The sequence below is a fragment of the Microbacterium sp. CGR1 genome (assembly GCF_001266755.1).
In the GTDB taxonomy this organism is placed as follows: domain Bacteria; phylum Actinomycetota; class Actinomycetes; order Actinomycetales; family Microbacteriaceae; genus Microbacterium.
Genome location: NZ_CP012299.1, coordinates 768279 through 781812, shown reverse-complemented (window position 1 = coordinate 781812; position 13534 = coordinate 768279). Strand labels below are relative to the sequence as shown.

Annotated in this window: 13 protein-coding genes; 4 read left to right on the top strand and 9 right to left on the bottom strand. The window is 68.3% G+C overall.

Translation table 11 applies throughout. The features are described 5' to 3' along the window. Positions 1-68: 68 nt before the first annotated feature. A complete protein-coding gene (locus AKG07_RS03665; protein ID WP_053096053.1) occupies positions 69-896 on the top strand; it encodes an SGNH/GDSL hydrolase family protein in 828 nt (275 codons plus the stop codon). A gap of 18 nt (positions 897-914) precedes the next feature. Here the strand turns inward: AKG07_RS03665 and AKG07_RS03660 are convergent, their stop codons facing one another. Continuing rightward, the gene (locus tag AKG07_RS03660; RefSeq protein ID WP_053099109.1) at positions 915-1718 is read right to left on the bottom strand and encodes a TrmH family RNA methyltransferase; all 804 of its coding nucleotides are present in this window, start codon (positions 1716-1718) and stop codon (positions 915-917) included. Positions 1719-1815: 97 nt separating this feature from the next. Here AKG07_RS03660 and AKG07_RS03655 point away from each other — a divergent pair, with 97 nt between their 5' ends. Both AKG07_RS03655 and AKG07_RS03650 read left to right on the top strand, forming a co-directional pair. Continuing rightward, positions 1816-2655: a Sir2 family NAD-dependent protein deacetylase gene (locus AKG07_RS03655; protein WP_053096052.1), complete on the top strand. Its 840-nt coding sequence runs from the start codon at positions 1816-1818 to the stop codon at positions 2653-2655. Then, the gene (locus AKG07_RS03650; RefSeq protein WP_053096051.1) at positions 2652-3239 is read left to right on the top strand and encodes a histidine phosphatase family protein; all 588 of its coding nucleotides are present in this window, start codon (positions 2652-2654) and stop codon (positions 3237-3239) included. Before AKG07_RS03655 ends, AKG07_RS03650 begins: the two co-directional genes overlap by 4 nt. Before the next feature lie 26 nt (positions 3240-3265). Here the strand turns inward: AKG07_RS03650 and AKG07_RS03645 are convergent, their stop codons facing one another. Genes AKG07_RS03645 through AKG07_RS03625 form a run of 5 tightly spaced genes read right to left on the bottom strand, consistent with a single transcriptional unit; the run spans position 3266 to position 9228 of the window. Further along, positions 3266-4072 carry an HpcH/HpaI aldolase/citrate lyase family protein gene (locus AKG07_RS03645; protein ID WP_053096050.1) on the bottom strand — a complete coding sequence of 269 codons (807 nt, stop codon included), beginning with the start codon at positions 4070-4072 and terminating at the stop codon, positions 3266-3268. Further along, a complete protein-coding gene (locus AKG07_RS03640; RefSeq protein ID WP_053099108.1) occupies positions 4069-4548 on the bottom strand; it encodes a MaoC family dehydratase in 480 nt (159 codons plus the stop codon). The genes AKG07_RS03645 and AKG07_RS03640 overlap by 4 nt, the downstream gene beginning before the upstream one ends. Positions 4549-4595: 47 nt before the next feature. Continuing rightward, entirely contained in the window at positions 4596-5744 is a 1149-nt protein-coding gene (locus tag AKG07_RS03635) for an acyl-CoA dehydrogenase family protein (protein ID WP_053096049.1), read from the bottom strand. Between the two features lie 2 nt (positions 5745-5746). Then, positions 5747-7669, bottom strand: a complete 1923-nt coding sequence (locus AKG07_RS03630) for an acetyl/propionyl/methylcrotonyl-CoA carboxylase subunit alpha (protein WP_053096048.1) — start codon at positions 7667-7669, stop codon at positions 5747-5749. Between the two features lie 5 nt (positions 7670-7674). Next, on the bottom strand, positions 7675-9228 hold the full coding sequence (locus AKG07_RS03625; RefSeq protein ID WP_053099107.1) for a carboxyl transferase domain-containing protein: 1554 nt from the start codon (positions 9226-9228) through the stop codon (positions 7675-7677). 112 nt (positions 9229-9340) lie between these two features. Between AKG07_RS03625 and AKG07_RS03620 the strand changes: the two genes are divergently transcribed. Next, positions 9341-9934, top strand: coding sequence for a TetR/AcrR family transcriptional regulator (locus tag AKG07_RS03620; RefSeq protein WP_053096047.1), 594 nt, complete (start codon positions 9341-9343; stop codon positions 9932-9934). Here the strand turns inward: AKG07_RS03620 and AKG07_RS03615 are convergent. From AKG07_RS03615 to pdhA, 3 genes are read right to left on the bottom strand one after another with little or no spacing between them, the layout of a single operon-like run. After that, the gene (locus tag AKG07_RS03615; RefSeq protein ID WP_053096046.1) at positions 9927-11291 is read right to left on the bottom strand and encodes a dihydrolipoamide acetyltransferase family protein; all 1365 of its coding nucleotides are present in this window, start codon (positions 11289-11291) and stop codon (positions 9927-9929) included. The two genes, AKG07_RS03620 and AKG07_RS03615, sit on opposite strands and share 8 nt — an antisense overlap. Next, positions 11288-12298, bottom strand: coding sequence for an alpha-ketoacid dehydrogenase subunit beta (locus AKG07_RS03610; protein WP_053096045.1), 1011 nt, complete (start codon positions 12296-12298; stop codon positions 11288-11290). The genes AKG07_RS03615 and AKG07_RS03610 overlap by 4 nt, the downstream gene beginning before the upstream one ends. A gap of 2 nt (positions 12299-12300) precedes the next feature. After that, complete coding sequence (pdhA, locus tag AKG07_RS03605; protein ID WP_053096044.1) at positions 12301-13416, bottom strand: pyruvate dehydrogenase (acetyl-transferring) E1 component subunit alpha; 1116 nt, start codon at positions 13414-13416, stop codon at positions 12301-12303. Positions 13417-13534: the final 118 nt, after the last annotated feature.

The following is a 13534-nucleotide window of genomic DNA, read 5'->3' as shown; positions in this document are numbered from 1 at the left end:
ACCCGAGTAGGCTCGGTCACTGCGTGGCCGCCCCAGATGGGCCGCGTTCGTTCGCGAAGGAGAGCTGGATGACAGACCAGGATTCGATCCGAACCCCGGAACTCGACAACGAGAATCCGCACCCCTGGCGGAGGTTCGTCGCGATCGGCGACTCGTTCACCGAGGGGATCGGCGACCCCGACCCCTCGCAGCCCGGCAGCCACCGCGGCTGGGCCGACCGCGTCGCCGAGGTGCTCTCGCGTCAGGTCGACGACTTCGCGTACGCCAACCTCGCCGTGCGCGGCAAGCTGATCGCCCAGATCGTGCGCGACCAGATCGAACCCGCCGTGGCGCTGCATCCCGACCTGATCTCGATCTGCGCGGGCGGCAACGACGTGATCCGTCCGGGCACCGACCCCGACGCCATCGCCGTCCAGCTGGAGGACGCCGTCGCACGCCTGTCATCGACGGGTGCCGCCGTGCTGCTGTTCACCGGGATCGACACCGCCTTCACTCCTGTCTTCCGAGCGTTCCGCGGCAAGGTCGCGATCTACAACGAGAACGTCCGCGCGATCGCCGAGCGCCACGACTGCATCGTCGCCGACCAGTGGGCGCTCAAGGTCGTGCAGGACATGCGGTTCTTCGATGACGACCGTCTGCACTACAACTCGCTGGGCCATCATGAGGTCGCCCGCATGGCGCTGCGCGCGCTCAACGTGCCCAACGACCTCGAGTCCATGCAGCCCGAGCCGCTTCCGCTGCGCACCTGGCGGGAAGCGCGCTCCGAAGACCTCGGCTGGGCGCGGGAGCATCTGGTTCCGTGGGTGCTGCGGCGTCTTCGCCATGAGTCATCCGGTGATCACATCGTCGCGAAGCGTCCCGAGCCCTCGCCGATCATCTTCCCGTCGTCCGACTGACCATCTCATCTCATCCCGTCAGCGGCGTCCGAGCGCCCACAGCGCCACGGCCGCGGCAGACGCCACGTTCAGCGAGTCGACGCCTCCCGACATGGGAATCGTCACCACGGTGTCTGCCTCGTCGAGGGCGGTGCGTGAGAGTCCGTCGCCTTCGGATCCCATGACGAGAGCGACGCGCTCGGGACGGGACGCGACGTAGGCGTCGAGAGTCACCGCGTCGTCGCTCAGCGCGAGGGCTGCGACGTCGAACCCCGCGGCATGAAGGTCGGTGACGGCGGACGCCCAGTCCGTGATCCGGGTCCACGGCACCTGGAACACCGTTCCCATGCTGACGCGCACGCTGCGCCGGTACAGGGGGTCGGCTCCCCCGGGAGACACCAGCACGGCATCCGCTCCGAGCGCGGCGGCCGCACGGAATGCGGCGCCGACATTCGTGTGATCGCCGACGTTCTCGAGAATCAGCACGAGCGTGGCGGAGTCGATGACCTCACGCACCGTCGGCAGGTCAGGACGATGCATCGAGGCGATCGTGCCCCGGTGCACGGCGAAACCGGTCAGCGCCTCCGCCACGTCGTCCGGGACGACGTACACAGGTACATCGAGTTCTCCGACGATCGCTCGGATGTCCTCCACCCGCCGCTCCTGAACGAGGACCGATCGCGGACGATGCCCCGCAGCGACTGCTCGCGCGATGACTTTCGTCGATTCGGCGATGTACAGCCCGCCGGCCGGGTCGCTCACACTTCGGAGCGCGGTGTCGGTCAGTGCGCGATAGTCGTCGAGTCGTCGATCATCGGGATTCGTCACGCGCAGCAGTTCCACGAGCCCCAGTCTGCCATCGCTCTCCGAGTCGCCGTCGCGGTCGGCCGCGAGGCGTCGGGCGGCCTGCACACGCCGTAGACTCGCACAGGGAGGTCCTGTGAGCGCATCGAGTCCGGTCGAACTGTCGACCACCATCGCTCGCACCGCCGAACTCCTGCGCGGTCGAAAGATCGCCTTGCTCACCGGCGCCGGGATCTCCACGGACTCGGGAATCCCCGCTTACCGCGGCGAAGGGTCACGCAACCGGACTGATCCCATGACGATCCAGCGGTACCTGGCCGATGAGACGGCGCGGCGTCGTTATTGGGTCGGCGGGCATCTCGGCTGGCGGGCGTTCGCCCGCGCCGAGCCGAACCCCGGCCATCTCTCTCTCGCCGCCATGGAGTCCTCCGGACACGTCACCGGCGTCATCACCCAGAACGTCGACGGACTGCATCTGCGCGCGGGCAGCTCGCACGTCATCGAGGTGCACGGCACCATGCGCAGGGTTCTCTGCCTGAAGTGCGGCCAGGTCTTCGATCGCCGCGACATCGCAGTGCAGATCGAAGAGCGCAATCCGTGGATCTCCGTCCCCGAGAACGTGGCGCTCGCTCCCGACGGCGACGTGCTCCCCGAGAGCACCGACGGCTTCATCGTGCCGGTGTGCACGGTGTGCGAAGGGATGCTGAAGCCCGACGTCGTGTTCTTCGGCGAATACGTGCCGCAGGGGCGCTTCAAGGCCGCGGAGTCGCTGCTCCGGGCGAGCGATGCGCTGATCGTCGCCGGCTCATCCCTCGTCGTCAACTCCGGTGTGCGCCTCGTCGAGCGCGCACGACGCCGCAGCATCCCCCTCATCATCATCAACCGCGAGCCGACGCGCGCGGATGTCTGGGCCGATGCCACCATCGCCGCAGGCACCAGCGACGTGCTCCCCGCGATCCAGGAGCTCCTTGAATGACTCTGCTCACGCTCATCCGCCACGGCCAGACGGATTGGAACCTCGCCCGACGGATCCAGGGCTCCACCGACATCCCCCTGAACGAGAAGGGCCGTGCGGACGCACGCACCGCCGCGGATCGTCTCGAGGGCGTGACACATCACTCGATCTACGCCAGCCCGCTGAAGCGGGCGCGGGAGACGGCAGAGATCATCTCCGAAAGCCTGGGCCTCGGTGCTCCCGTGCTGGTGCCGGACATGCGCGAGCGCGAGTTCGGTGAGGGCGAGGGCATGCTCGTGTCCGACTACATCGAGAAGTACGGCGATTGGCTCTCGCCGGTTCCCGGCGCGGAGACCCTGGAAGGGGTCGCCGAACGGGCGCTGGTCGCCCTCGACGCGATCGCCCGCGATGCTCGCCGTCGCTCCGCACCGGTGGCGGAGTCCGTCATCGTCGTGACGCACGGCGGCGTGATCCGGTCACTGATCAACCACGTCTCGGGCGGCACGCTGCCGCGCGTCGGCGAGGTGCTCGCGAACGGTTCCGCCCACCGTTTCGAGGCCTCCCCCGGATCTCTGCGTCTCATCGACCAGGCGATCCTGGTCTGAACGACAGACCGCCACAGGTCGTTCGATCAGCGGGTGCGACCGAGCAGCGACCGAGCATGCCTCAGCACGGGCTCGTCTATCATGCGTCCGTCGAAGCGGAACACGCCTCGCTCGCTCGCTGAGGCGGCGAGAACCCGGCGGGCCCACTCGAGAGTCGCGTCGTCCGGAGCGTACGCCGCGCGGATGACCGCCACTTGACTCGGGTGGATGCACGCGGTCGCGACGAACCCGGACGCGGCAGCGTCGACAGCCTCGGCCTCCTGACCTGCGACATCGCCGATCTCGATGTGCACGGCGTCGATGGCGCCCTTGCCCTGTGCCCCCGCTTCGAGGAGAACGCGGGAGCGGGCATAGCGCGCGATGTCTCGATAGCCACCCTCCGGTGTGCGGCTCGATGTGCCGCCGAGGGAGGCGACGAGATCCTCCGCGCCCCACATCATCGCGACGACCTGCGGATGTGCTGCGATGCGATCTGCCGCGTGGATCCCCTTCGCCGTCTCGCACAGGGCGATCAACGAGAACCTCTCGTCGAAAGCGGTGAGGCTCTCAGCGCTCTCGGTCTTCGCGACCATCACGGTGCGGAAGGCGGTCTGAGAGAGCATGGCGACGTCTGAGACGAAGGCGTCGGAACCCGGTGCGTTCACGCGGACGATCACTCGATCGGGGTCCAGGTCGGCATCGACGAGATTGTCGCGAGCTGCGGCCTTCGCCTCGGCCAGCACCGCGTCTTCGAGGTCGAGGATGACAGCGTCCGCCTTCTCGAGGGCGCCGCGGAACCGTTCGGGTCGATCGGCAGGGCAGAAGAGCAGTGCCGGTCCGAGATCGAAGCTCATCGTTCCCCCTCGGGAAGACAGTGCACGAGCACCGTTCGGGTCGCGGTGGCGACGACTGTGCCGTCCTGGTTGCGTCCGGTATGCGCGATGGTCACGATCCCCTGCCCCGCTCGTGACGTCGAGAGCCGCTTGTCGACGACCACGCTCTCGGTGTACAGCGTGTCACCGGCGAACAGCGGATGCGGGAAGGCGATCTCGCCCAACCCGAGCTGAGCCACCAGGGTGCCTTGCGTGAGCTGCGCGACGGATGCCCCGACCATGGTCGAGAGCGTCCACATCGAGTTGATCAGACGCACACCGAACGGCTGCTGCCCGTCGGCGAAGGCGGCGTCGAGGTGCAGCGCCTGGGTGTTCATCGTGAGCGTCGTGAAGAGGACGTTGTCGGCCTCGGTCGCGGTGCGCCCAGGGCGATGAAGATATCGGGCATCGGTGACGAACTCCTCGAAGAAGAGACCGCGCTGGACGATGTCGTGCATGATCACCTCACCTCCTCGGTTCGCTGAGCGGATGGCATCCTGCCACGCTACCCGGCGAGCCCCAGCGCTCGCGCGATCACGAGGAGCTGCACCTCGGTGGTGCCCTCGCCGATCTCGAGGATCTTCGAGTCGCGATAGTGACGGGCCACCGGGAACTCGTTCATGAAGCCGTTGCCGCCGAAGATCTGCGTCGCGTCCCTGGCGTTGTCCATCGCGGCCTCGCCCGCCACGAGCTTCGCGATCGCCGCCTGCTCCGCGAACGGCCGCCCGGCGTCACGGAGCCGTGCCGCATGGTGCCAGGCGAGCCGTGCCGTGTGCACTCGGGCACGCATGCGCGCGAGGGTGAACTGCGCGTTCTGTCGCGTGCTGAGGGCGCTGCCGAAGATGGTGCGACTCTTCGCGTAGTCGACGGCTGCCTCGAGGCAGCCCTCCGCGGCGCCGGTCGACAGTGCGGCGATCGCGATGCGGCCCTCGTCGAGGATGCTCAGGAAGTTGCGGAAGCCGCTCCCCTGCTCGCCCAGGAGGTTGCCGGCGGGGACCCGTGCCCCGGTGAAGCTGAGCGGATGCGTGTCGGACGCGTTCCACCCGACCTTGTCGTACGGCGCCTCGACGGTGAAACCGGGTGTGCCGTTGGGCACGATGATGGTCGAGATCTGCTTGCGGCCCCCCTCGTTCCCGGTGACCGCGGTGACCGTGACGAAACGCGTGATGGGCGTTCCTGAATTGGTGATGAACTGCTTCGACCCGTCGATGACCCATTCGTCGCCGTCGAGCCGGGCGGTGGTCCGGGTCGCTCCCGCGTCGCTCCCGGCCTCCGGCTCGGTGAGGCCGAAGCCCGCGAGCGCTCGGCCGGCGAGCAGGTCCGGCAGGTACTCCTGCTTCTGCTCTTCGGTGCCGAAGCGGAAGACGGGCATCGCACCGAGGCTGACTCCGGCTTCGAGCGTGATGGCGATGGACTGGTCGACGCGTCCGAGCGCCTCGATCGCGATGCCCAGCGCCATGTAGTCGCCGCCCTGACCCCCGTACTCCTCGGGGAACGGCAGGCCGAACAGCCCGAGGTCACCCATCTGGGCGACCACGTCCATCGACAGCGTGTGCGTGCGGTCCGCCTCGTAGGACTGCGGCGCGACGACCGTCTCGGCGAACTCGCGCACCATCGCCGCGAGTTCGCGCTCTTCATCGGTCAGCTCATGCATCGTCACTTCTCCTCCGTCGTCATGTGCGCGACCGGCTGGTCGCGTCGAACCTGATCGCCGACGGCGACCAGGAGGCGCACCGTCCCGTCCTGGGGCGCCAGCACCGGGTGCTCCATCTTCATCGCCTCGATCGAGACGAGCGGCGTGCCGGCGGTCACGACGTCGCCATCGCGGACATGCACGGCCACCACGCTTCCCGGCATCGGGGCTCTCGCATCCGGACCGTTCGCGGACTCGCTCTGCTCCCTCTGCTGCAGACGGTGCAGCAACAGGGCTCGGCGATCGAGAGGCTCCAGGCGCACGGTGCGTCCGTCCTCGCTGACCCAGACCGCACCGTCGTCGTCCACCGCAGCCATGGCGCGCGACCGCGAGCCGCTGGATGCAGGCGCGGGGACGACCTCGCCGCGTTCGGTCCGGAAGGAGATCTCGCGCCGATCGTCCTGCGTGAGGTCCTGCCACACCGCGCCCGCTCGCTGACTCGCCCTGGTCGCGCCGACCGCGTCATCCGTGCCTGAGACGGTTCGCCGTGCGGCGGCCAGCATCGTCGGCGATGGCGGCTCCTCGACGAGCGGCAGAAGCGTCTCGATGAGTCCCGTGTCGAGGTCCCCGGCCGTGACCCGCTCATCGCGGCAGAGTGTGCGCAAGAACCCGATGTTCGTGTCCACACCCAGCACGACGGTCCTGCTCAGAGCCTCATCGAGCAGGCGGAGCGCGGTGGTCCGGTCGTCAGCGAACGCGATGATCTTCGCGATCATCGGGTCGTAGAATCCGGTCACGTCGTTGCCCGTCTCCACGGCCGCATCGACCCTCACGCCGCGCGGCGGATCGAACAGCAGCACGCGTCCGGTCGAGGGCAGGAATCCGCGCTCCGGCGATTCCGCGTACACGCGCGCCTCGACGGCGTGACCGTGCAGACCCGGCGCAGGGTCGAGACGTCCGCCTGCCGCGACGTGGATCTGCAGGGCGACGAGGTCGAGGCCGGTGACCTCCTCGGTGACGGGGTGCTCGACCTGCAGACGGGTGTTCATCTCGATGAAGAAGACCTGGTCCGGAACATCGGCGTCGATGAGGAACTCCACGGTTCCGGCGCCGACATACGAGACGCTCTGTGCGGCCTGCGTGGCGGCTTCGAGGAGTCGGTCCCTCGTCGACTCGGGGATCCCCGCAGAGGGAGCCTCCTCGATCACCTTCTGGTGACGTCGCTGCAGCGTGCACTCGCGCTCGCCGAGGGTGATCACCGTTCCGTGAGCGTCGCCGAACACCTGCACCTCGATGTGCCGGGGGCGTCGGATGAGCCGCTCCAGGATCAGGGAGTCGTCACCGAACGCCGAACGCGCCACCCGTCGAGCGGACGCCAGTGCGGCGCTGAGCCCGGATGCCGCCTCGACGACCTCCATACCCTTGCCGCCGCCGCCCGCACTCGGCTTGACGAGCAGCGGGTAGCCGACAGCGTCGGCCTCGTCCGCGATCTCCGCGTCCGACAGTCCTCTCGCATCGAAACCCGGCACCACCGGGACCCCGGATCTCACGACATGGTCGCGGGCCTTCGCCTTGTCTCCCATGATCTGGAGTGCGTCGACCGACGGACCGATGAAGACGATGCCGCTCTCCGCGCATGCCTCGGCCAGCCCGACGCTCTCCGAGAGGAATCCGTAGCCCGGATGGATGGCCTGCGCTCCGGTCGCGCGGGCTGCGGCGATGACGGCATCGATGTCGAGGTACGACTCGGCGACGGGCGCCGGGCCGATCCGCATGGCTTGATCGGCCTCGCGCACATGGGGGGCGTCGGCATCCGCATCGCTGTAGACGGCGACGCTGCGGATGCCCATCGCACTGAGAGTGCGGATGACCCGGCGTGCGATCTCGCCTCGATTGGCGACGAGGACGCTGTCGAAACGATGGGAGGTGGGGACACTGTTCGTCATTGCGGTCACATCCGGAAGAGGCCGAAACGCGGCTCGGGCAGAGGGCTTCGCGCGACCACATCGAGGGCGAGCCCCAGCAGGTCACGGGTCTGGGCGGGGTCGATGATGCCGTCGTCCCACAGGCGCGCGGTGGCGTAGTACGGCTCACCTTGGGTCTCGTACTGCTCCCGGATGGGCTGTTCGAACGCGAGCCTCTCGTCGGTACTCCACGCCTGTCCGCGAGCCGTCAGCTGGTCGTCCTTCACCGTCCCGAGAACGGAGGCCGCCTGGGCGCCGCCCATCACCGAGATACGGCTGGCCGGCCACGTCCACAGGAAGCGAGGCGAGTACGCACGTCCGCACATGGAGTAGTTGCCGGCCCCGAAGGATCCGCCGATGATGACGGTGAGCTTCGGCACGCGGGTGCTGGCGACGGCGGTGACCATCTTCGCTCCGTCCTTCGCGATGCCGCCCGCTTCGGCTTCCGATCCGACCATGAAGCCGGAGATGTTCTGCAGGAACACCAGAGGGATGCCGCGTTGGTCGCAGAGCTCTATGAAGTGCGCGCTCTTCAGGGCGGATTCGCTGAAGAGCACTCCGTTGTTCGCGACGATCCCGACCGGGTGCCCGTGCAGGCGCCCGAAGCCGGTGACGAGGGTCGTGCCGTACTCCTTCTTGAACTCGCGGAACGTGTCGCCGTCGATCAGCCGATCGATCACCTCGTGCACGTCGTACGGGGTGTTGACGTCGACCGGGACGACGTCATAGAGCGAGCCGGGTTCGGACGGCCGACGCGACTCGACCACGTCCCAGACCGGAGCGAGGGGCGACGGCAGGGTGGCGACGATGTCGCGCAGGATCTCGAGTGCGTGCTCGTCATCCTCGGCGAGATGGTCGACCACCCCGCTGCGCCGGGCGTGCAGTTCGCCGCCGCCGAGCTCCTCCGCCGACACGATCTCACCGATCGCCGCTTTCACGAGCGGAGGGCCGCCGAGGAAGATCGTCCCCTGGCCACGCACGATGACGGTCTCGTCACTCATCGCGGGGACATAGGCTCCGCCCGCCGTGCACGAACCGAGCACGGCGGCGAGCTGCGGGATCCCCTCCGCGGACATCCTGGCCTGGTTGAAGAAGATGCGTCCGAAGTGCTCGCGGTCCGGGAACACCTCGTCCTGCTTGGGGAGGAAGGCGCCGCCGGAGTCGACGAGGTAGAGACACGGAAGTCGATTCTCGAGCGCTATCTCCTGTGCGCGCAGGTGCTTCTTGACCGTGAGCGGATAGTAGGTTCCGCCCTTGACTGTCGCGTCGTTGCACACGACCATCACGTGCCTGCCGTGGACGAGGCCGACCCCCGCGATGACTCCTGCGGCTGGCGCCTCTCCCCCGTACAGTCCGTCGGCCGCCAACGGGGCGATCTCGACGAAGGGGCTGCCCTCGTCGAGGAGTCTGGTCACGCGATCACGCGGGAGGAGCTTGCCGCGCGCGACGTGCCGTTCCCGGGATGCCTGCGGCCCCCCTTGAGCGGCGACGGCCAGTCGTTCGTGCAGCTCGGCAGCGAGAGACTGCTGGGTTGCGGGCATCGTGACGTCCTCCTCGACCACATCGCGCCGGCGTCATCGCCCTGGCGCATTCGATGCTTTCTCGGTTAGTGTTCACTAACCGGTCGCATCAGGTTAGCGAGGATTAACTGAGATGACAAGCCCTCCCACTGCGCGAGACCGCGCCAAGGCGGAGCGGTCTGACGCGATCCTCCGAGAAGCCGCACGGCTCTTCGCCGAGAGCGGATACAACGGTGTGAGCCTCGAGGACATCGGCGCCGCCGTAGGCGTTTCCGGACCGGCCGTCTACCGCCACTTCGCCGGCAAGCAGGCGCTGCTCGGCGCCGTGCTCGTCCAGGTGAGCGATGACCTGGTCTCGGGCGGCACGAGTGTCGCGGCTGGCGGGTCCACACCCGAGGAGCGCATCCGCGCGCTCGTCGCCTTCCACGTGGAGTTCGCGCTGGGTCACGCGGATGTGATCCGAGTGCATGACCGGGACGTCGCGCATCTCGCCGCTCAGGATCATGCGGAGGTCCGCCGGCTGCAGCGCGCATACATCGAGCTCTGGATCGAGACCCTGAGCCCTCTGGTCGATGCCGACGCCGACGAGCTTCGCCTGCGGGTGCAAGCGTGCTTCGGGCTCATCAACTCGACACCGCACAGCACGCGCGCGGCGTCCCGGCAGCGCTCCGCCACCGCGACAGTGCTCGCCGCGATGGCGGAATCAGCGCTCCGAGCGACTACCTGAGCAGCATCGCCCTCCCCGGTTCCTCCAACACGTCCGCGACGTCCTTGAGGAACCTCGCTCCCTCCGCCCCGTCGACGATCCGGTGGTCGAAGGACAGGCTGAGAGTCATCACCTGGCGAAGGGCGATCTCGCCGCGGTACTCCCACGGACGGCGCCGGACGGCGCCGACGGCGAGGATTCCCGACTGCCCCGGAGGCAGGATGGGGGTGCCCGCGTCGATGCCGAACACGCCGATGTTCGAGATGGAGAAGGTGCCGCCCGCCAGCTCGACAGGAGATGTGCGTCCTTCCCGCGCGGTGACGGCGAGAGATCCCACCGCATCCGCGAGCTCCGTGAGTGTCAGAGACGCGGCGTCGCGGATGTGAGGCACGATGAGTCCCCGCTCGGTCGCTGCGGCGATCCCGAGGTCCACGTATCCGAACTGCACGATCTCGCCCGCGGACTCGTCCCATCGGGCATTGAGCCCGGGCGTGCGACTCAAAGCGAGACAGGCCGCTTTCGCCACCACCGCAAGCGGACCGATCCGATGCTCCGAGAGTGAGCGGTCGCCCCGCAGCGAGGCGATGAGGTCCATCGTCGCCGTGACATCCACCGTGTGGAAGACCGTGACGTGCGGTGCGGTGAACGCGCTCTCGACCATCGCCGCAGCCGTGTGCTTGCGAACTCCGCGGATGGGGATCCGCGTCTCCCGAGAGCCACTACCGAGGCTCGCGGCATCGTCCGGAAGCCGCAGTCGGGGAGGCGCGGGATCGACCTGCTCTGCGGTCGTCGCCGTGCGAGACGCGTAGTCGTCGACATCCCCGCGGGTGATCACGCGATCCCCCACCGTCGCCGCCACCAGCACGAGATCGATCCCGAGACGCTTGGCATACGCACGCACGGGCGGAGTGGAGCGCGGCCGCTCGGCGACGACCTCGACGCTCACGGTCGGCGACGCGTCGTGCGGCGCCGCTTCGAGCACGGCCGTGTCGGTCGCTGCCCGTCCGCCGACCGCACGTCTGGCACGTCGGGCCGGTCGCCCGGATGCTGATGGCGCAGCTCCGTAGCCCACGAGGTTAGGCTGCGCCTTCTCCTCAGCACCGCCGCCATCCGAGGCGGCAGACGGAGCGTCGTCGGCGCCCTCGACATCGAACTCGATCAGCGGCGCGCCCACCGCGACGGTCTCCCCCGCCGCAGCATGCAGGGCTGTGACGACGCCTGCGTGCGGAGAAGGCAACTCGACGATCGCCTTGGCGGTCTCGACCTCGGCGAGAGTCTGGTTGAGCGCGACGACATCGCCGGGAGCGACGAGCCACTGGACGACCTCCGCCTCGGTCAGTCCTTCTCCGAGGTCGGGCAGTCTGAACTCCGCGTTCACGCGTCTGCTCCCGTCAGGCTGTTCGGACGGTCGAGCACCCGGTCGACGGCGTCCAGCAGTCGGTCGAGATCCGGCAGATGGGATTTCTCGAGCTTCGCCGGCGGATACGGGACATCGTGTCCGGTCACGCGCAGCGGCGCCGACTCGAGGTACTCGAAGCAGCGTTCCGTGACGCTCGCGATCACCTCAGCCGCCATACCGGCCTCTCGCGACGCCTCGTGCGCGACGACGACACGTCCGGTCTTGCGGACCGACGTCGCCACGGTGTCGTAGTCGACCGGCGACAGCGAGCGCAGATCGATGACCTCGAGCGAGATGCCATCGTCTTCGGCGGCCTCGGCGGCCTGCAGCGCGGTCGTCACCATCGCCCCGTAGGTGATGAGCGTCGCATCATCGCCTGTGCGGACGACTCGCGCGAGTCCCATGGGGGCGGCATCCGCGAGCGGGGCGTCGAGATCGACATCGCCCTTGTGGTGGTAGAGCCGCTTCGGCTCGAAGAAGATCACAGGGTCGTCCGACGCGATCGCCTGGCGAAGACTCCGGTAGGCGTCTTCCGGATTGGAGACCGCGATCACACGGAGCCCTGCGGTGTGCACGAAGTACGCCTCAGGCGATTCCGAGTGATGCTCGGCAGCACCGATGCCTCCCGCCCAGGGGATGCGGATCGTTATCGGCATCTTCACCCGGCCCTGCGTCCGGTAGTGCAGCTTCGCCACCTGCGCGACGATCTGGTCGAAGGCCGGATAGACGAAACCGTCGAACTGGATCTCGACTACAGGCCGATAGCCGCGGAACGCCAACCCGACCGCCATGCCGACGATGCCGGATTCAGCGAGGGGCGTGTCGATGACACGCTGGGGCCCGAACTCGTCGAGGAGTCCATCCGTGATGCGGAAGACGCCTCCGAGCTTGCCGATGTCCTCGCCCAGCAGCACGACCTTGTCGTCGTCGCGCATCGCCCGTCGTAGACCTGCTCCGAGCGCCTTTCCGAGAGTGATCTGAGTCATGCTCACGCCTCGCCGTCGAACGACGCGAGGTACGCGGCGTACTCGTCGCGCTGCCGCTCGAGGCCGGAGTGCGGCTCTGCGTAGACGCCGTCGAACACCGCGAGCGGAGGACGCGTCACCATGCCCAAGCACTCGGCGCGCATGTCTCGAGCCGCGGCGTCCGCCGCTCTCTGCGTGTCCGCGAGCTGGTCGTCGTCGAGCTCGCCGATCGAGCGCAGGTATGCCTCCAGCCGGGCGATCGGGTCACGCTCACGCCATGCGTGGAGTTCGTCGTCGCTGCGGTAGCGGGTCGGGTCGTCGGCTGTCGTGTGCGGCCCCATGCGATATGTGACGGCCTCGATGTAGGCGGGGCCCTGTCCGGACCGCGCGTGCGCGAGAGCCCAGCGCATCGCGGCCATGCAGGCCAGCACGTCGTTGCCGTCCACGCGCAGGCTCGGGATGCCGAAGCCGGGCGCGCGTCCGGCGATCGGATACTGCGATTGCACCGACACCGGCTCCGAGATGGCCCAGTGGTTGTTCTGGCAGACGAACACCACCGGAGCCTGATACGAGGACGAGAAGATCATCGCCTCGTTCACATCTCCCTGGCTCGTGGCACCGTCGCCGAAGTAGGTGACGGCGACCTCGTCCGCATCTTCGTGACGGATGCCGAGCGCATACCCCACCGCGTGGAGCGTCTGCGCTCCGATGATGATCTGCAACGGAGCGACGCGGAGCGCTGCGGGGTCGTGACCCGCGCCCTCTTCACCACGCCACATACGGACGAAGTCGCCCGGCTGCGCGCCACGTGCATAGATGACACCCGTTTCGCGGTAGCTCGGGAAGACGTAATCCTGCGGTGCGAGCGCCCTCGCGGTTCCGATCTGGGTCGCCTCCTGCCCCTGGCACGGCGCCCAGAGACCCAGCTGGCCCTGGCGCTGGAGCGCCACGCCCTCCGCGTCGATGCGCCGGAGGATGACCATGTCGCGGTGGAGCGCGCGCAGTCCGGCACCGTCGACGTCGGCGACGAACCCGTCGAGACGAGTGTTCGCGACGCGCTCGCCGTCCGGCGCGAGGATGCGCTCCGCGAGTTCGAGATCCTGCGCCATGTCGGCGATCGGAGTGATCTGGGGTGACATCGTCGTCCTCCTCGTTCGTGGCCGTCGTCACGGGTTCTACGCGCGGCCCCGGCCTCAGCGCCGGTTCACTTGAGAGTACGTCCGCTCATCACCTCGCTCAAGCAATCGAGAGCGGCTT

Excerpts from the sequence above, each read along its gene's own strand:
- AKG07_RS03665 (WP_053096053.1), top strand. The coding sequence starts at position 69 with ATGACAGACCAGGATTCGATCCGAACCCCGGAACTCGACAACGAGAAT.
- AKG07_RS03650 (WP_053096051.1), top strand. The coding sequence starts at position 2,652 with ATGACTCTGCTCACGCTCATCCGCCACGGCCAGACGGATTGGAACCTC.
- AKG07_RS03645 (WP_053096050.1), bottom strand. The coding sequence starts at position 4,072 with ATGAGCTTCGATCTCGGACCGGCACTGCTCTTCTGCCCTGCCGATCGA.
- AKG07_RS03640 (WP_053099108.1), bottom strand. The coding sequence starts at position 4,548 with ATGCACGACATCGTCCAGCGCGGTCTCTTCTTCGAGGAGTTCGTCACC.
- AKG07_RS03635 (WP_053096049.1), bottom strand. The coding sequence starts at position 5,744 with ATGCATGAGCTGACCGATGAAGAGCGCGAACTCGCGGCGATGGTGCGC.
- AKG07_RS03630 (WP_053096048.1), bottom strand. The coding sequence starts at position 7,669 with ATGACGAACAGTGTCCCCACCTCCCATCGTTTCGACAGCGTCCTCGTC.
- AKG07_RS03625 (WP_053099107.1), bottom strand. The coding sequence starts at position 9,228 with ATGCCCGCAACCCAGCAGTCTCTCGCTGCCGAGCTGCACGAACGACTG.
- AKG07_RS03620 (WP_053096047.1), top strand. The coding sequence starts at position 9,341 with ATGACAAGCCCTCCCACTGCGCGAGACCGCGCCAAGGCGGAGCGGTCT.
- AKG07_RS03610 (WP_053096045.1), bottom strand. The coding sequence starts at position 12,298 with ATGACTCAGATCACTCTCGGAAAGGCGCTCGGAGCAGGTCTACGACGG.
- pdhA (WP_053096044.1), bottom strand. The coding sequence starts at position 13,416 with ATGTCACCCCAGATCACTCCGATCGCCGACATGGCGCAGGATCTCGAA.